The organism is Salinisphaera sp. Q1T1-3, assembly GCF_003602005.1.
In the GTDB taxonomy this organism is placed as follows: domain Bacteria; phylum Pseudomonadota; class Gammaproteobacteria; order Nevskiales; family Salinisphaeraceae; genus Salinisphaera.
Window position 1 is genome coordinate 281,455 of record NZ_QZWD01000003.1, and the last position, 16,272, is coordinate 297,726.

At 65.2% G+C, this 16,272-nt stretch carries 17 protein-coding genes and 1 pseudogene; 11 read left to right on the forward strand and 7 right to left on the reverse strand.

The window, feature by feature from the left end; translation table 11 throughout:
• Positions 1-180 precede the first annotated feature (180 nt).
• Entirely contained in the window at positions 181-711 is a 531-nt protein-coding gene (locus tag D3260_RS04985; protein ID WP_158583401.1) for a GNAT family N-acetyltransferase, read from the forward strand.
• A gap of 52 nt (positions 712-763) precedes the next feature.
• On the opposite strand, the gene D3260_RS04990 is transcribed toward D3260_RS04985, so the two are convergent.
• The gene (locus D3260_RS04990; protein WP_158583402.1) at positions 764-1,351 is read right to left on the reverse strand and encodes a helix-turn-helix domain-containing protein; all 588 of its coding nucleotides are present in this window, start codon (positions 1,349-1,351) and stop codon (positions 764-766) included.
• Between the two features lie 69 nt (positions 1,352-1,420).
• On the opposite strand from D3260_RS04990, the gene D3260_RS04995 reads away from it, so the two are divergent.
• The 4 genes from D3260_RS04995 (at position 1,421) to D3260_RS05010 (ending at position 5,006) form a co-directional block, all read left to right on the forward strand.
• On the forward strand, positions 1,421-2,122 hold the full coding sequence (locus tag D3260_RS04995) for an AzlC family ABC transporter permease (protein ID WP_120097461.1): 702 nt from the start codon (positions 1,421-1,423) through the stop codon (positions 2,120-2,122).
• Positions 2,119-2,442: an AzlD domain-containing protein gene (locus D3260_RS05000; protein ID WP_120097462.1), complete on the forward strand. Its 324-nt coding sequence runs from the start codon at positions 2,119-2,121 to the stop codon at positions 2,440-2,442. Before D3260_RS04995 ends, D3260_RS05000 begins: the two co-directional genes overlap by 4 nt.
• A gap of 408 nt (positions 2,443-2,850) precedes the next feature.
• Positions 2,851-4,548 (forward strand): L-lactate permease, encoded by a 1,698-nt coding sequence (locus D3260_RS05005; protein WP_120097463.1) that lies wholly within the window; start codon positions 2,851-2,853, stop codon positions 4,546-4,548.
• 47 nt (positions 4,549-4,595) lie between these two features.
• Positions 4,596-5,006: a heme-binding protein gene (locus tag D3260_RS05010; RefSeq protein WP_120097464.1), complete on the forward strand. Its 411-nt coding sequence runs from the start codon at positions 4,596-4,598 to the stop codon at positions 5,004-5,006.
• A gap of 9 nt (positions 5,007-5,015) precedes the next feature.
• Here the strand turns inward: D3260_RS05010 and D3260_RS05015 are convergent, their stop codons facing one another.
• The 5 genes from D3260_RS05015 to D3260_RS05035 form a co-directional block, all read right to left on the reverse strand.
• Positions 5,016-6,218 (reverse strand): sulfotransferase, encoded by a 1,203-nt coding sequence (locus D3260_RS05015; RefSeq protein WP_233543966.1) that lies wholly within the window; start codon positions 6,216-6,218, stop codon positions 5,016-5,018.
• Complete coding sequence (locus D3260_RS05020; RefSeq protein ID WP_120097465.1) at positions 6,215-6,949, reverse strand: hypothetical protein; 735 nt, start codon at positions 6,947-6,949, stop codon at positions 6,215-6,217. Before D3260_RS05020 ends, D3260_RS05015 begins: the two co-directional genes overlap by 4 nt.
• A gap of 14 nt (positions 6,950-6,963) precedes the next feature.
• The gene (locus D3260_RS05025; RefSeq protein ID WP_199671363.1) at positions 6,964-7,296 is read right to left on the reverse strand and encodes a hypothetical protein; all 333 of its coding nucleotides are present in this window, start codon (positions 7,294-7,296) and stop codon (positions 6,964-6,966) included.
• 397 nt (positions 7,297-7,693) lie between these two features.
• A complete protein-coding gene (locus D3260_RS05030; RefSeq protein ID WP_158583403.1) occupies positions 7,694-8,968 on the reverse strand; it encodes an AarF/ABC1/UbiB kinase family protein in 1,275 nt (424 codons plus the stop codon).
• A complete protein-coding gene (locus D3260_RS05035) occupies positions 8,955-10,433 on the reverse strand; it encodes an SDR family NAD(P)-dependent oxidoreductase (RefSeq protein ID WP_120097467.1) in 1,479 nt (492 codons plus the stop codon). Before D3260_RS05035 ends, D3260_RS05030 begins: the two co-directional genes overlap by 14 nt.
• 69 nt (positions 10,434-10,502) lie before the next feature.
• Here D3260_RS05035 and D3260_RS05040 point away from each other — a divergent pair, with 69 nt between their 5' ends.
• The 3 genes from D3260_RS05040 (at position 10,503) to D3260_RS05050 (ending at position 12,832) form a co-directional block, all read left to right on the forward strand.
• The gene (locus D3260_RS05040; RefSeq protein ID WP_120097468.1) at positions 10,503-11,492 is read left to right on the forward strand and encodes a YafY family protein; all 990 of its coding nucleotides are present in this window, start codon (positions 10,503-10,505) and stop codon (positions 11,490-11,492) included.
• Between the two features lie 90 nt (positions 11,493-11,582).
• Positions 11,583-12,263 carry a hypothetical protein gene (locus tag D3260_RS05045; protein WP_120097469.1) on the forward strand — a complete coding sequence of 227 codons (681 nt, stop codon included), beginning with the start codon at positions 11,583-11,585 and terminating at the stop codon, positions 12,261-12,263.
• A 5-nt stretch (positions 12,264-12,268) separates the two neighbouring features.
• Complete coding sequence (locus D3260_RS05050) at positions 12,269-12,832, forward strand: SprT-like domain-containing protein (protein WP_120097470.1); 564 nt, start codon at positions 12,269-12,271, stop codon at positions 12,830-12,832.
• 190 nt (positions 12,833-13,022) lie between these two features.
• Here D3260_RS05050 and D3260_RS05055 read toward each other — a convergent pair whose 3' ends face one another.
• Positions 13,023-13,907, reverse strand: a complete 885-nt coding sequence (locus D3260_RS05055) for an ATP-binding protein (RefSeq protein WP_120097471.1) — start codon at positions 13,905-13,907, stop codon at positions 13,023-13,025.
• Positions 13,908-14,109: 202 nt separating this feature from the next.
• Between D3260_RS05055 and D3260_RS17205 the strand changes: the two genes are divergently transcribed.
• The 3 genes and pseudogenes from D3260_RS17205 to D3260_RS05070 form a co-directional block, all read left to right on the forward strand.
• Positions 14,110-15,324, forward strand: coding sequence for a hypothetical protein (locus D3260_RS17205; protein ID WP_233543967.1), 1,215 nt, complete (start codon positions 14,110-14,112; stop codon positions 15,322-15,324).
• A gap of 55 nt (positions 15,325-15,379) precedes the next feature.
• A pseudogene (locus D3260_RS17780) lies at positions 15,380-16,020 on the forward strand (transposase); the annotation flags it as partial.
• 80 nt (positions 16,021-16,100) lie between these two features.
• The coding region (locus D3260_RS05070) for a transposase (protein ID WP_233543971.1) at positions 16,101-16,272 on the forward strand (172 nt) is incomplete at its 3' end.

The window sequence follows — 16,272 nt, forward strand, 5'->3', positions numbered from 1 at the left end:
CGATGGCCATCGATGGCGAGCCCGGTGCGATGGCCTGTCATCGGCCGGGCGGTGCGGGGTTTTCGCGGGCGCTGCGCTGTCAGCCGAGCGCGGCGCCTTGCGTCGTTTGCGCGGCCGGCCGGCGCTATGCTGGGCAGGGATTGCGGGACGGCGCCCCGCGCAACGACTATGGGAGCCAGCGTGGACGAAATCATCACGTATCTGGAAATGACGGACCCGGCGGCGCTGTGTGGGCCGCGCCGGATGCCGCCGTCGTTTACCTTCGATCAGTGTCGGCCGGTCGAGCCGTCGTTGCATCGCTGGCTCTACATGACGGTCGGTACGCGCTGGCAGTGGAACGACCGCGCCGACTGGCGGCTGTCGGACTGGGCGGCCTACGGGCGACGGGACGACATCGAGCTCTGGGTCGCCCGGCGAGAGGCCGCTATCGTCGGATTCGTCGAACTGGCTCGACAAGCCGATCGCCACGTCGAAATCGTGTATTTCGGCCTGTGTCCGGCCTTCATCGGCTGTGGCTACGGGGCCGCCGTGCTCGCTGCCGGCGTGCGGGCCGCCTGGCAGGGCGATACCCGGCGGGTCTGGCTGCACACCTGCAATTTCGATCATCCGCGGGCGCTGGCGAATTACACCGCGCGTGGGTTCGTGATCCACGACGTGCGATATGCCGACGGCACCGCGATCACGGCCGGCGACCACAACACGCGTATCTGACACGGGCCGCGCCGGCTGCCAAGCCGCGCGATGCCCCGCGTCGCCTGCGGCATCAGGCGTAGGCGATGATCAGGATCGCGCTGGCCCCGGTCGTCGCATCGGCAACATACGTATGGTCGACATCCGCGGCAAAACGCAGATAGTCGCCGACCGCCAGCGTGACGGGGGCGTTCTGCGGGCCGGCCGTGAGCCCGCCGGCGGTGACGATCAGATGCTCGCTCGTCCCGGGTGGGTGGGGGCGTGCGTCGTGCCGCGCGGCCGGTGCGATATCCAGATGATAGAGACTCTGCTGCCGTGTCGATTGCAGACGGGCCATCAGGCGCGCGCGATAATCGGCGTTCTCGCCCTGCGTGGTCGTGCCCTGGTTGGCGCGCACCACCTGCACAGGCGGTTCTTCGCCGGTCAGCAGGTCCGCGAACGGCACGCCGAGTGCGGCGGCGAGCGCCCAGAGCGTTTCGATGCCGGGATTGCCGTTGCCCTGTTCGAGCTGGGTGAGCGTGGATTTGGCCATACCGGCCCGGCGTGCCAGTGCGGAGGCGGACCAGCCGCGTTCGGCCCGAAGCGCGATGAGGCGAGCCGCGATGGCATCGACGAGCGCGCTCGCGTTCTCGGTCGGCGCGGTCCGGGGTGAAATCGACACGAAAACCTCTCGGCAAACACGAGACGACAGCGTACACTCGCCGCCTCAGATCGTTTTTTAAATCGAACGATGTGTTCAAATAATAATACGGCTATCGGCCGCATCGTACAGCGTGAAGTCTGGCCTGTTTGCGCGGCTTATGCACTGGTTGGTGCGTCCTTCGGCGCGATCGCAGCCACCGCCGGCATGCCGTGGTGGGTCGCACCGCTCATGTCGCTGACGGTCTTTGCCGGCAGTGCCCAATTCGCCGCGCTCGGGATCGTACTCGCCGGGGGCGGACTGGTCGCGGCCCTGGTCGGGGCACTGGTGATCAACGCACGGCTCATGGCCTACGGCTTCCAGGCACGGGATGCCCTCGGCCGCTCGCGCGGTGCCCGTCTGGCGACCGCGCACCTGATCACCGACGTCAATACCGCGCTCATTCTGCGCGAGCACGATTCCCATCGTCGCCATCGCCTGTTTCGCCAGGCCGGGCTCTGGATCTTCGCGGTATGGAATCTGTCGGTGGTGGCCGGGCTCTTGCTGGGCGATCGCATCACCGATACCGCAGCACTCGGTCTGGATGCCGTGCTGCCGGCCATTCTGTTTGCCCTGGCACGACCGCATCTCGGTGCGCCCGCGGTACGGCGCTGTGCACTGACCGGTGCCGTGCTGGCAATCGCGAGCGCCCCGTTCGTGCCGCCCGGCGTGCCGGTACTGATTGCGCTTGTCGCCTGTTTGCTCGAAGCCGGTCCATCACGCCGGTTTCGGCGGCCGGGGGCACGGTCATGATGTTCTGGTTACTACTCGTGGCAGGCCTGGCCGGCGGGACCTATGCCCTGCGGCTCGTCGGCCCGACGGTCGGTGCGCGCTGGCAGCCGGGCCCGACCGTCACGCGTCTGCTGGAGGTCGCCCCGGTCGTGCTGCTGATCGCGCTGGCGGCGACTGCCACGGTGGCCGGAGAGTCGGCGGATGACGGCGGGCTCAATCCGGCGCGCCTCGCCGGGGTCGCCGTGGGGGCGGGGCTGGCCTGGTGGCGCGCGCCCATGCTCGCCGTTGTACTCGGGGCAGCGCTGATCACCGCGGGTCTGCGTGCGATCGGGCTGGCCTGACGGCCCTGACGCGGCGGGTTCGTGGGCGCCCGAACGGAGCCGGCCATGCCATGTCCCCGTGCGGGGGATCAAGACGATTTCGTACGGCCTGGCGTTGCGCGTTCGCGGGTCGTGATCGCCGGTTCGAACGGCCCGAGGTCTCATCAATTTGTCGATTATGCCGCTTTGCAGATCGGGCACGACGTGTGATCGGTCGATGCGATCAACGCCAGTCTCCACGGCCTGTTCGCATGAGACACCGGGTGTTCGGATAACGCCTGTATTGGCGCGGCGTTATCGGCGCGACGTTGAGACGGGCACCCGGTTCGTGCTTTCTATGAGCCGACGGCGGGCACAAGACCCGCGGAGGAGCACAACAAGGCGCGACGACCGGACCGACGGTCGTGCGCTGCACAAGGAATTGTCTGCATGACTTCGACCTGGATGTCGTTGATGGCGTTCACGCCGTTGGCGCTTGCCGCCATTCTGCTGATCGGCTTTCGGCTGGCCGCCCGCATCGCGATGCCGATCGTGTACATCTATACCGTCGTGATCGCGCTTCTGGTCTGGCAGATGCCGGCGATGCGCGTCGTCGCCTCGTCGCTGCAGGGACTGATGCTGACGATCTCGATCCTGTGGATCATCTTCGGCGCCATTCTGCTGCTCAATACGCTCAAGCACTCGGGCGGCATCGCGGCAATCCGCAACGGCTTTTCCGGTATCAGCGGAGATCGACGCATTCAGGTCGTGATCGCGGCCTGGCTGTTTGGCTGCTTCATCGAGGGCGCCTCGGGATTCGGCACAACGGCGGCGGTGGCGTCGCCGCTTCTGGTGGCGCTCGGGTTTCCGGCGTTGCCTGCGGTCGTGATGGGGCTGATGGTCCAGTCCACGCCGGTATCCTTCGGTGCGGTTGGTACCCCGATCATCGTCGGGGTCACCGGCGGGGTGAATCAGAGTGATATCGCAGCACAGCTGGCCGCACAGGGCGCCCAGTGGAGTGACTACCTGCAGCTGGTCACCAGCGAGGTGGCGGTCATTCATGCCATCTGCGGCGTGACGATGCCGTTCATCCTGGTCACCGTGCTCACGCGTTTCTTCGGTCGCGACAAGAAATGGACACACGGTCTGGCCGTGCTGCCGTTCTGCCTGTTCGGCGGCCTGGCCTTTGCCGTGCCCTATGCGCTGGCCGGCATCTTTCTGGGCCCGTCGTTCCCCTCAATGATCGGTGCGCTGGTCGGACTGGCGATCGTGGTCCCGGCCGCCCGTCGCGGGTTTTTGATCCCCAGGGAGACCTGGGAATTTCCGCCCGCCGAATCCTGGCCGAACGAGTGGCTCGGCACGATGGAGATCAAGTTCGAGGACGTGGCCGGGCGGGCCCCGATGTCGACGTTCATGGGCTGGGTGCCCTACGGGCTGCTCGCGATCCTGCTCGTCGTCTCGCGCATGGTGCCGCCGGTCAAGGAAGCGCTGCAGTCGGTGGCGATCTCGTGGTCCAACATTCTGGGCGAGCAGGGCATATCCGGCTCGATCGAGCCGTTGTATCTGCCGGGCGGCATCATCGTGTTGGCCGTGATCCTCACGTTCTTCATCCATCGCATGCGTACACGGGCGGCGATCACGGCCTTCTCCGAATCGACGCAGACGATGCTCGGCGCCGGTTTCGTGCTGGTGTTCACCGTGCCGATGGTGCGCGTGCTGATCAATTCCGGCATCAACGGCGCCGATCTGGTCTCCATGCCGGTGGCGATGGCACAACTCGTGGCCAACGGGGTGGGCGATGTCTATCCGTTGTTCGCGCCGTCGGTCGGCGCGCTCGGTGCCTTCATCGCCGGCTCGAACACGGTCTCGAACCTGATGCTGGCCGAATTCCAGTACAACATCGCCGATGTACTCGGTGTCTCGACCGCGCTCATGGTGTCGTTGCAGGCCGTGGGGGCGGCCGCCGGCAACATGATCGCCATTCACAACGTGGTGGCGGCTTCGGCGACCGTGGGCCTGCTCGGCCGCGAGGGCACCACGTTGCGCAAGACCATTCTGCCGACGTTCTACTATTGCCTGCTGACCGGCATCATCGGCCTGATCGGCTTCTATGTGCTGGGATTGTCCGATCCCTTGCTCGGCCGCTGAATCAGGCCGGGTTATCTTCGACGTTTCATTCGCTGTCTGGATTGTTCATGAAAACCAAATCCGTGCTGTCTCTCGATGACGTGAACCGCGCTCTCGACGCCGCGCAGGCCGAAGCCGAAACCCAGGGGTGGGCGGTGGCCATCGCGGTGGTCGACGACGGCGGGCATCCGCTGGCGCTGCGCCGCCTTGACGATTGCGCGCCGATGGGCAGCTATATCGCCACCGAAAAGGCCCGTTCGGCGGCGCTGGGTCGCAAGGAAACCCAGGTCTTCGAGGAAATGATCAACGGCGGGCGACAGGCGTTTCTGTCGGCGCCGGTGCTGCAGGGCACGATGACCGGCGGGGTACCGATCATCGTGGACGGGCAGATCGTCGGCGCGGTCGGCGTCTCCGGCGTCAAGCCGGATCAGGACGCCCAGACCGCCAAGGCCGGCGTGGGCGCGATCCAGCCGGCGTAACGACCGGTCTTACGAGGCGCGTAGCGGATCCGGCTCGCCGAGGCGAGCCGGATCATAGCCGAACCGGGCCGCGGTCGGCCCGGTGATCTCGCGGATCTGGCCGAGTTCTTCCGGCGTGAACGCCGGCTCGTAGTAGGCGGGCGCGTTGAGCGAGGCGGCCTGCTCGGCCAGGCGTGCGTCGTCGATGGCCAGATCGCAGTGGGCGTAGAGACGCTGCAAAAGCGACGCCGAGTCGGCGCACAGTGCTTCGTACTGCACCACCAGCGCCGCCTCGTTGACCGCGGCATCGCCGGCGAGTTCGTCGGCGAGCGCGTCGTACATGAGCGCCCAGTAGCGCGACCAGCCCTCGATCTCCCGGCCGTCGGCCCACAGGGCCTCGATCTGCTCGACGCGCGCCTCATCCCCGGGATTGATGGGCCGTCGATCGAGACCGAATTCGAAATGGCCGACACGTCGCAGATGATCGAGTGCTCTCGGGTGCGCCTTCTCACCGGCCTCGAACAGACGCTGCTGCTTGATGAGCGAGGCGATGTGCCAGACCGGGTCGCGTACGGCGAGCACGAAACGCGCATCGGCGTAGAGACTCTGTAGATAGGGCAGGCGCATGAGGTTGTAGTTGCCCTTGGCCACGTAGCGCGTGCCGTCGCGTATGGCGAGCAACTTGCGGATGTGATCGTCGTAGAATTGCGCGAATGGCGCGTTTTCGGTATCTCGGCCGAGCCGGTTGGTCTGCCTCGGGTCGTGCAGATGGGAGAAGAAAGCCATCCAGAGCACTTCTTCGAAGGCTTCCGGACTCTGCGAGGTCACCCGGATACCATCACCGTGGGCCCGTTCGGCGGCGGCCTCGTCGTCGCGTGCGGCACGGGCGAGCCAGCGATCCCAAAGCCAGGGCGTGAACACCGGCGGGAAATCGCGATAACGATGGCTGGCCACGGCCGTGTGCCCGGCCAGCAGTTCGAGCAGCATGGTCGTGCCCGAGCGTGCGACGCCGGAAATATAGATCGGCGCCACGACCTGTCGGTCTTCGATCGCTTCGGCGGCGATACGGGTATCGAAATTGCCCAGACGGATGGCGCCACGGGGATGGCGTTCCTGCCATCCTGCCACGCGATGCATCCAGCCCGGCACGGCGAAGCTGGCCACGGCCGCTTCGCTGGGTGCCGAGCGGGCCGTCCGGGGCGTGTTCTGGTGATCGTCGTTGTGATCGCTCATTCGATTTTCGCCCATCGGAACATCCCCAGCGAGATGATGAACATCACCGGGATGAAGATACTGAACCAGCCGCGCATCCAGGCCGGCCCGAAATGGATGAACTCGCGCGTCGGCAATTCGATCGTCACGGCCTCGACCGGCGCGTCCGCGGGCAGATACCCGAGCGGGTTGCCGACCAGCCAGTTCCAGGCCGAGGACTTGGCTACGATATTGACCGGGGCCGTCATCGCGTAGTGCTGTGCCTGCGATCCGTAGCGCACATCGAGCTGCGCCGGCCGGTCGGCGCCGTTGGCCGCCTGCCAGGTTGTCTGCATGTCGCTGCCGCTCTCGGGCACGGTGCGGACAGCCGGTGCCGGGTCACCCGGTGCGGGCAGGGTGTGGCCGAACTGATTGTCGGCCCAGACCAGAAAACACAGCAACGGGAGGATGGCGATGAACGTGCCCGGCACCACGAGCCCGATATGGCGGAACGCGGTGACGAACTGGTTCTTGATCAGCGGGCCGGCATCGGCGAATTCACCGTCGAAGCGGTTGAGGGTGCGACGAGCCTCGCGGGCCTCGCGCTTGGCCTCGCCGATGCGTGCCTGGGGCGAAAGTATCTTGTAGAGAAGCATGGTGGCCACGGCGAGCCCGGCCGCCCACAGCGCGAGGCGCAGGCTGGCCGGGAGGACGGTCGCGAACAGACCGTCGATCGCGCCGAAGACCGGCGAGAGCAGATTGAACAGACCCATATCGCGGTCTCCGCTCAGCGCGGCGACTGTTCGTCATCGGCTCGGGCGGTTGACGGTTCCGATGGGTTCGGCGTCCCTGTTGCGCTGTCGTGCGTCTCGCTCGTCGCGGTCGATTCATGCGCCCGATTGCGCTCGGCGCGGCGTCGACGCATCCGGCGCAACGGCCAGAGGATCACGAACAACAAGGCGGCACCGACGGCACAGAGCAGGCCCCACAGGGCGCTGAGAAGACTCAGACCGGCGCCGGGGCCGACATAGGCCTGGGCGGCCAGCGGCGTGCCGACGACGGCGACGAGCAAGAACAGGCGCAGGGCCGGATGACGCAGAATGGATGGTTGCTGTGACATGACAAAGCCTCCTAGGAATTCCCCTCGCTCGAGAATGGATGGCCGGCCCGACCGCGGGTCGGGCTCGGCCGCTAATATGCCGGCGATGGCCGTCGCGGTCGGTAACGCATGGCGTGGTCCGCCAACGAAACGGCCGGGCCGTTTCGATGCGACGACGCCGCGAACGCGGCGGCTCGGGCTGTCTCGGGCGTGGGGCAGACACGAGACAATCACCGGCGCCTGGCGGCGCGGGCGATGCGAATTCGTGTCGGGCGTTTACACCGTCGCGGTTGTTCAAATCCGGTAACTCGAGACAGGCCGGATGCCTACGTTAGCCGCAGTGCCTGAACCGCCGATGAGCCATCAGCCCGTCTCGATGCCGCCCGGCCGGCGGCCGGCCGTGGCAACAGGAGCGGGCTCAGGGGCCGTACTCGCCGGCCACGATCCGTTCCAGGCCGTCGTAGAGATCGGCCTCGGCATGCAGGCTGCGCAGGATCCAGTACAGCCCGGAGAGCGTGCGCAGCACGAAGACCATGTCGGGCGCGGCCCGGAAATAGCGCCAATACTTCATCGAACGCGAGATTTCCTCGCGAATCGACGTGATCAGTTCATCGCGCTCGAATACATAGGGACGATGATCGCGCAGCGGCACGATCGCGGATGCGGCATGGCGGGCGTAGATACCGGCATAGACCTCGGCATCCTCGGCCCAGCGGCCCTGCGGTACCGCGCCCAGGGCTTCCATGTGTTGATGAACGCCGTGCCAGTCCTCCACGAAGGCCGACTGGAGCAGACCACGCATCGCGATCCGGGTGTCCTCATCGAGATATTTCACGCAGCCGAAGTCGTAGAGTGCGATCGTGCCGCGCTCGGTCACGCCGAAGTTGCCGGGGTGCGGGTCGGCGTGCAGCGCCCCGATCTCGAAGATCTGACGGTTGATCGCCTCGACGATATCGCGGCCGCGCTCCGGATCGGCGGTCGAGATCGGGGCCGAGTCGAGGCGGGTGGTCACGAAGATCGCCTCGTTGCACAACGGCCGGATGGCCTCGGGCAGTTCAAAACCTTCGAGATCGAGTTGGCGCAGCGTCGTCAGATTGGCGAGCTCGCGTCGGTAATCGGTTTCCTCGACGAATCGCTCACGCAGTTCGCCGAGTACGGCATCCAGGTCGCGCCCGCCGATCGGCAGCATGCGCGACCATTTCAAAAGACGAGACAGATTCGCCACATCGGCATCGATGGAGTCGGCAACGCCGGGGTAACGGATCTTGATGACGACATTCGTGCCGTCGGTCAGCCGGGCGGCGTGTACCTGGCCGATCGAGGCCGCCGCGATGGCGGTCTCGTCGATCTCGGCGACCATCGCGCGTTCCTCGTCGGTCCAGTAGGCATCGAGCACGCCGGCCAGATCGGCGAAATCCCAGGGTTCGGCATCGCGCTGCAACCGGGCGAGCTGTTCGGTGAGCTGCGGCGGCAGCACGTCTTCGTACTGGGAGGCGATCTGGCCGAGTTTCATGGCCGCCCCCTTGAGGCCGCCGAGCGTCTCGTACCAGTCCTGGCCGGTCTTCTGCCAGCTCTTGGCGCGGTCGTAACCCGGCATGCTGCGCATCGCGCCACGCGACAGCGTGCGGATGCCGGCGCCGATCAGTCGGCGGCGGCGGGTCTTGTCGGTCTGGTCTGAATTATCGGAGGCCATGGATTTCGATGCCGGTTTCGTTGCGGAGCCAGCCGTAAAGGCTCTGGGCGTCGCTCGGTTTGACCTTCGTACCGGGCACGAGTGCCCGGGGGCGAGGCATACGATCGAACACAAAAGCGCCGTTGAGGCCGTGGGCCGCTTCGGCGGCCCCGAGCCAGACCGCGGTATCCGCGCCCATGCGGGTATCCCGGAGGACCGGTCGCAACAGCCAGTGGAAGCGGGGCAGGGCGTCGGCCACGCCCGGCGTGTCCACCCAGCCCGGGTGCATGGCGTTGAATCGCACGCCGGCATCGCCGTAGCGGCGTGCCCAGTGTGCACTCAGGGCGACCAGCGCCCGCTTGGTTCGGGCATAGACGCCGAGCGCGTCATAGTTCGCGGGCGCGACATCGAGCGCGGCGATATCCAGCCCCTTGGCATACATGCCGCCGCTGGACATGTTGACCACGCGACCGCCGGCGGCCAGCAGACTGGGCATCAGGCCCTCGGTGAGCACGAACGGGGCCACGAGATTGATTGCCAGCGTGCGCTCGCGACCGTCGTCGGTCTGGCCGTATTCGTCGAACATCGCCCCGGCGTTGTTGACCAGCACATCGAGCCGCGGTGCGAGTTCGGCGATACGCGCGGCCGCATCGGCGGTGGCGGCCACGGTGGCCAGATCGGCTGCCACGGGGACGACACGGTCCGTGGCACAGCCGGCGAAACCGCGAACGAAATCCGCGGCGGCGGCCAGTTTCTTCTCATCGCGACCGACCAGCAGTACGCGGGCGCCGAGCCGGGCGTACTCGGCGGCGATACGCCGGCCGATGCCGCCGGTCGCGCCGGTCACGGCCACGGTCGCATCGTCCATGAACTCGGCGTGCGAGCGATCGGCCATCGCGAAATAGCCGCGATCGGTGTACAGCGCCTCGCCGGCGACCAACGATCGGTCCGCGGCGTAGCTCAACCAGCCCTGGCGCGGTGTCCTCGTCTCGATCTTCAGTGCATCGACCAGTCCGGCGAGCGCCGTGCGCACCATGCGCCGCAGTACCGGGGCGAGCACGCGAGACGCCCGAGCCAGCGGCCCGCGCAGGGAAACACAGCCCTCGTAGGCGATATGCGTGCCGTCGCCGTCCGCGGCCAGCGTGATCTGTTCCTGTGTCTTGACGCCGGCGCCGCGACCGGTCAGGACCAGGCGCTGTCCGGTGACCAGATCATCGATGCGATAGCGCAGCGTCTTGCGTCGCATGCCCAGCGATACGATCACACGGAATTCGGTGCCGATGCGGGGCGCGCCCGGCGTGAGCTTTTCGGCCCGATAGACTGCCGGATCCCATTGCTCACAGGTCGAGAAGTCCGCGAGATAGCGGAAGCAGTCGGCGACGGGGCGGGGCGCATGGGCCGCGCGGTCGATGGAAACGGTGCGCATGTCGGATATTACGACATTGGTCTGAATATTCTGCAGTGTGTTGGCCTTGTGCGCCGGCATCAAGTTCTGTTGGTGTCGGCTCCGGCTGCGCCGGATGAGTTGTCATGCGCGGCGTGCCACACTCGGGTCATGAATGTGTTCGACCGGATCTACGCGCTGCACAAGCAGCTGGCCGGCGCGCGCCACCCGATCGCCAAGACGACGCTCGAGGCACGTCTGGAGTGCTCGCCGGCCACCATCAAGCGCATCATTCGCGACATGCGCCTGTATCTCGATGCGCCCATCGAATACGACCGCGAATACAACGGCTATTACTACGCCGAGGCGCCGAACGATCGCTTCGAGCTGCCCGGGCTCTGGTTCAATGCCTCCGAGCTTGTTTCGCTGCTCGCTCTCGACCAGCTGCTGGAAACCGTACAACCCGGACTGCTGTCGGCCGATCTGGCTCCGCTGCGCCGACGCGTGGAGCGGATTCTGGACAGCCGGGCGATGGGCGCAGGCGAGTTGTCGTCACGCACGCGGGTTCTGCGCGCCACCGCGCGGGCGCCGGGGCCGGCCTTCGCCGAGGTCGCCTCGGCGCTCGCGATGCGGCGCCGGCTGGCGATGCGTTATCACGGCCGGGGGCGCAACGAGACCACCGAGCGCCGTGTCTCGCCACAGCGGCTCGTCTATTATCGCGACAACTGGTATCTCGATGCCTGGTGCCATCAGGCCGACGGGCTGCGCAGTTTCTCGGTCGATCGCATCCGCGCGGCGGAAACCGAAGACGAATCCGCCGAGGAGATGGCCACCGACGCCCTGGATGCCGCGCTCGGGGCCGGATACGGTATCTTCTCCGGGCCGGCGGCGGCGACGGCCTGTCTGCGTTTCTCGGCCCATGCGGCCCGCTGGGTGGCCGACGAGCAATGGCATCCCGACCAGCAGGCCCGATGGCTCGATGACGGGCGCTACGAGCTGTCCGTGCCGTATGCCGCCAGTGCCGAGCTGGCGCGCGACATCATGGCCTACGGGCCGGATGTCGAAGTGATCGCGCCGGCCGCGTTGCGGCGCCATGTGGCCGAACGACTGGCCGCGGCGAGTGCTGTGTACGCGGAGACGGATGCCGAGTCGAAACTGTAAATTCATACATCGCTGGGTCGTCTTCTGACCCAGCAGCGATTGCATCCTGTGCCCAGGCGAACACGTTGGCCTCAACACAGGAGCATCGTCATGACCGACTCGAACCCCGCAACCCGGGCCGCGGCTGCCCGGCATCCCGCGTTCGAATCCCTTGTTGCCGACACGCGCGGGCTGCGTGCCCGACTGGCCCACGCCCTGGCCATCGAATACGACTGGCGCTATCACGACGGCCCGGAATGGGCCGCCCGTTACTGGCAGGCGTTCGGTGATCTGGCCGTGGACCTGGCCGATGCCGCCGAAAGCCCGCGCTATCAACGCGTGCTCGAGCGCACCGACTGGCGCACGCTGTCGTCGGCCGAGGCCGACGACGTGCGCACCATCTTTCGCGGCCTGATCGCGCTGGTCGACCCGCGCGTGGTGCCGGCGGCCCGCGACGATGTCCGTGCCGACCTGTGGCCGAAGATTCTGCGTGCCTATCGGGCCGGGGATCGCGGCGGGCTCGTGGCGGCCTGGTCTGAAGTGCGGGCGCTCGTGCGGTCGCCGGCGTTGCCCGACGACGTGGTGGCCCTGCGCGCCGAGCACGACCGGCTGAGTGCGGCGGCGGCCGCCGCCGACCGGCGACTGGCCGAAATGAGTCAGACCTTTCCCTTCAACATGCGCGATCGCCTGGCCGATCCCGACTGGGTTCGGCGGCAGCGACAGGCGCTGCGTCAGGTTCGTGTGTTCATCGAGCCGCCGGTCGGCACGCGCGAGGTCGAACGCGTATCCTGAGCGCCATGTCCTCGTCCTTATCGTTGTCGTTCGACACGCCCGACCCCGACGACCTGCACGCGCGTGTGGAAGCGCGCGCCGCGTACTGGATCGATCGGGCCCGCGAGATCACCGGCGCCAGCGCGCGACGTCTGCCGGTGCCCGAGGTCCGTTTCGACCTGCGCGGCCGGGCCGCCGGCCAGGCCGTGTTCGCGCGTCGCAGCCGACGCTGCCATGTTCGGATCAACGCCGATCTGCTGGCCTCCCATCCGCGCGAAATGCTGGACGAAACCGTGCCGCACGAGATCGCCCATGTCGTGGTCTATCGGCTCTACGGCACGCGGGCCAAGCCGCACGGCCGCGAATGGCAATCGCTCATGCAGGCGTTCGGCGTCGATGCCTCACCGTGCCACGCATTGCCCGCCGAGCCGGTGCGTCGTCTCAAGCAGTATCGCTATGTCTGTGGATGCGACGAGCCGGCCTGGCTGACGAGCATCCGCCACAAACGCGCCTGCAACGGGACGGCATATCGCTGTCGACGCTGTGGCCAGGAACTCGCACACGCCCCCGACAACGAAACGGCCGGGTAGGGCATCACCGCGGTGCGCCCCACGCGCGCGACAAAAGCCGACGAAAGCCCGGCCCGGCGCGCATCGCCGTATATCGGTGCGCTCGGCGTGCCGCGCATCAGCGCGAGATCGATACACCGGCTCGACGAACTGCCATCTGTCGGGCGGCCGGACGACCCGGCGGTCGAGATACAACCGCGTGGCGCGATATCTACGAAGCTGGCGTATCCCGACCGGCCCAGTCCCGGGCGAACTGCTCGGCGGTGCGGCCGCTGCGGTTGCCGCGTGCCAGTGCCCATTGCAGGGCAGCACGTTCCCACGGCGAATCGACGCCGATATCGGCCTCGATGCCGTGGGCAGCCAGATGGCGTGCCGCAATCGCCAGATAATTGACCTGGTCGAACGGATAGAACGACAGCCACAGGCCGAAACGTTCGGACAGCGACACCTTTTCCTCGACGGCCTCGCCGTGGTGAATCTCGCCGTCGACGACCTGGGCCGCCTGATTCTCGGACTGATATTCGGGCAACAGATGACGTCGATTGGACGTGGCATAGATGACCACGTTATCCGGCGCGGCCGAAAGCGAACCGTCGAGCACCGCCTTGAGCGCCTTGTAACTGCCGTCGCCCGCTTCGAAGGATAGATCATCCGAAAACACGATGAACCGCTCATCGCGCTCGGCGAGCGTCTGGACCAGATCCGGTAGATCCACCAGCCGATGTGCCGGCACCTCCACCATGCGTAGTCCGTCGTCGGCAAAGGCATGCAACAACGCCCGGACAAGCGAGGATTTACCGGTCCCGCGCGCGCCCCACAGCAGCGCGTTGTTCGACGGCCGACCGGCCACGAACTGACGCGTGTTGGCTACCAGGCGCTGTTTCTGCGTGTCGATACCGTGCAGCCGGTCCAGCGGCAACAGACTGGGCGACGGCACGGCCTGCAGCCGACCGTCGTCCCGCCAGCGAAAAGCGATCGCCGACCAGTCGATATCGCCATCGACCGCCCGACGCGTATCGGCCAGCCGCGCTTCGGACACATCGGCCAACCGCGTCAGCTGCTGGAGAATCTGATTGAGCGTATCTGTATCTTGCATCCGGCCAGTCTAGCGAAAGCGCGGAGGGGGATGAAGGCTGAGTATTGCCCGCCTATGCAGAATCGGGTGTCCGCTTTCGGCCAGAAGCCGACGTGCTGGCTACGGGCGGTGGTCTTCAAATAGCCAGATCGTATAGACCCTTGAAATTTGAAACGGAATCGATGTACTAAAAAGCTAGGTACGAACGACGCCTTCTTAATCGTTGACTATATCTCCTCCAATCCCCGAAAAATTTTTAAAGCGCACGCAGCGCGATATTGAATTCATTATTCGGCAAATAATTCGCTTTTCGAAAATGCAATTCGCTGAGCAAAAAGCCTATTTAGAAAAGCATCCAATGGATGCCTCTTATCAGATACCTCATCCAAATGGGCAGGGAAGTCTCCAATGTGGAGGCCTCGCTTGGAGTAAATTTGGCTCGATTGCGGACCTTGTTCTAGACCTAGATCAAAGTTTGGGTCGACGCGTTCGGCGTCAGGGCGCTAGAGATGCAGTGACTGAGGCTTTTGTGAGGCGAGTGCTGGAGGAAGAGCGCGAAATAAACCGGCAGACTTCGGAGCTTATACTCAATGATGCTCTAGTCAGCCTGAGGCAGTCCGTTGGCGTAGCAGAACACTACTTTCCGTGCGTGCTTTTTCCCGAGGGCGAGCCCGACACATTCAGCATCGGTCCCGTAACCTTCACCAGAAGACGCAAATTCTTCAAGGACAAGAAGGCGAACTTCAAGCAGAGCATCGAAGCGAATACAGTCGCGCATATAGAGCACGTCAGTAACGCTATCGCGAGAGGGTTTCCCCGAGATCGCGCAATCACTGAGGGCGGCTCAAGAGAGCTTGTCCGCGACCTTCAGGCGCGTTCTATAAGGACTTATCGCGAATATCCGTGGGTCGCAAGTGTCAAGGTAACCGATTGCGACAGCGAAACATCGCAAGAGCGAGCAACCCAATCTGTAGAGATGGCGATTCATGTCCTCCGTGTCATGCTTGGAGCGTCTGCTACCAAGAAAGTTCGGCTTGCATGGAGCGAAAGCAATCCTCTACATACTGCGCATCTGTATGCAGACGAACGAGGCGTAATCCACCCGAGCATCGGTATGAACACCTCGGCACCCGTGGGAACGGCAAATTGGCATGATGCATTAATGCGTGGCCCATTAGAGCTCGATGTTCTCGGATCTGCTCTTAACGCACTCGTCGACCCCGTCGAAATTCCACACCTACATCAGCGCCTGCTCGATGCAATCAACTGGTTTGGGGATGCCGCTACAGATTCAAATACTTCTTCAGGCCTAGTGAAGTACGTCTCCGCAATTGAAAGACTGTTCCTAGGAAAATCTGAACAAGGGCAGGCGAAGAGGTTCGCCCGAAGAGCTAAGACAGTACTAGAAGCTTTTGATTGTGACCAAGCGGAGGGTTAGCACCCGCTAGCACGGACACTTCAGAGAAGGTGCACAATGCACCGAAGGAGTGTTTATGTCTAAGCGAAGAAGATACAGCCCGGAATTCAAGCGCGAGGCGGTTGAGTTGACCCGCCAATCCGGTGTCACGCTGGCGCAGGTGGCCCGCGAATTGGGGCTTGGGGCCGGGATGCTCGGTCGATGGCGCAAAGAGCTTGAGCAGTCAGGTGCTGTTGCCTTTGGTGGTACCGGCACACCGCGCGACGAAGAGATCGCCAGGCTCAAGCGCGAGAATGCTCGTCTCAAGAAGGAACGGGATTTTTTACGCGACGCGGCCACATTCTTCGCCAAGGAATCGTCCTGAAATATCGGGCGATCGAGTGTGGCCGCGACCAGTATCCCGTACGCCTGATGTGCCGCTGCTTACGGGTCTCACCCAGCGGGTTCTACGACTGGCGAGGTCGCCAGCCCAGTGCCCGCGCGAGAGACAACAGCCGGCTTCTCAAGCGCATCCGCTCTATTCATGCGGATCAGCATGGTGTGATCGGCGCACGTCGCATGCATGAAGAATTGGGCTTTGAAGGCGAAACCGCCAGTCGCAATCGCATTGCGCGGCTGATGGCCCGCCATGGCATCCGCGGCATCCCGATCGCCAAGTCCCTGCGTTACAAACCGTCTGGGTTGCGGCCACTGGGGCTGCGTAACCATCTTGAGCGTGGAGTAGCCCCGTAGAACGCCGGACACAGATCAGTGCTTAAATACGAGGTAGGCATATGACTGTGGATAGGACTAGTGCGATGGGTGGTGGGAGCGAGCTGTTGGGGCCGGAGCGCCGGCGTCGCTGGTCGGTGACCGAGAAGGTGGCAATGGTCGAACAGACCTACGAGCCCGGTATGACCGTATCGCTGGTCGCGCGCCGTAACGGCGTGGCCGCCAATCAGCTGTTCCGCTGGCGCAAGCTCTATCGAG

Excerpts from the sequence above, each read along its gene's own strand:
- D3260_RS05050 (WP_120097470.1), top strand. The coding sequence starts at position 12,269 with ATGTCCTCGTCCTTATCGTTGTCGTTCGACACGCCCGACCCCGACGAC.
- D3260_RS05010 (WP_120097464.1), top strand. The coding sequence starts at position 4,596 with ATGAAAACCAAATCCGTGCTGTCTCTCGATGACGTGAACCGCGCTCTC.
- D3260_RS05040 (WP_120097468.1), top strand. The coding sequence starts at position 10,503 with ATGAATGTGTTCGACCGGATCTACGCGCTGCACAAGCAGCTGGCCGGC.
- D3260_RS05015 (WP_233543966.1), bottom strand. The coding sequence starts at position 6,218 with ATGAGCGATCACAACGACGATCACCAGAACACGCCCCGGACGGCCCGC.
- D3260_RS05045 (WP_120097469.1), top strand. The coding sequence starts at position 11,583 with ATGACCGACTCGAACCCCGCAACCCGGGCCGCGGCTGCCCGGCATCCC.
- D3260_RS05025 (WP_199671363.1), bottom strand. The coding sequence starts at position 7,296 with ATGTCACAGCAACCATCCATTCTGCGTCATCCGGCCCTGCGCCTGTTC.
- D3260_RS05030 (WP_158583403.1), bottom strand. The coding sequence starts at position 8,968 with ATGGCCTCCGATAATTCAGACCAGACCGACAAGACCCGCCGCCGCCGA.
- D3260_RS05035 (WP_120097467.1), bottom strand. The coding sequence starts at position 10,433 with ATGCCGGCGCACAAGGCCAACACACTGCAGAATATTCAGACCAATGTC.
- D3260_RS04995 (WP_120097461.1), top strand. The coding sequence starts at position 1,421 with ATGTGTTCAAATAATAATACGGCTATCGGCCGCATCGTACAGCGTGAA.
- D3260_RS05020 (WP_120097465.1), bottom strand. The coding sequence starts at position 6,949 with ATGGGTCTGTTCAATCTGCTCTCGCCGGTCTTCGGCGCGATCGACGGT.
- D3260_RS05005 (WP_120097463.1), top strand. The coding sequence starts at position 2,851 with ATGACTTCGACCTGGATGTCGTTGATGGCGTTCACGCCGTTGGCGCTT.
- D3260_RS05055 (WP_120097471.1), bottom strand. The coding sequence starts at position 13,907 with ATGCAAGATACAGATACGCTCAATCAGATTCTCCAGCAGCTGACGCGG.
- D3260_RS05000 (WP_120097462.1), top strand. The coding sequence starts at position 2,119 with ATGATGTTCTGGTTACTACTCGTGGCAGGCCTGGCCGGCGGGACCTAT.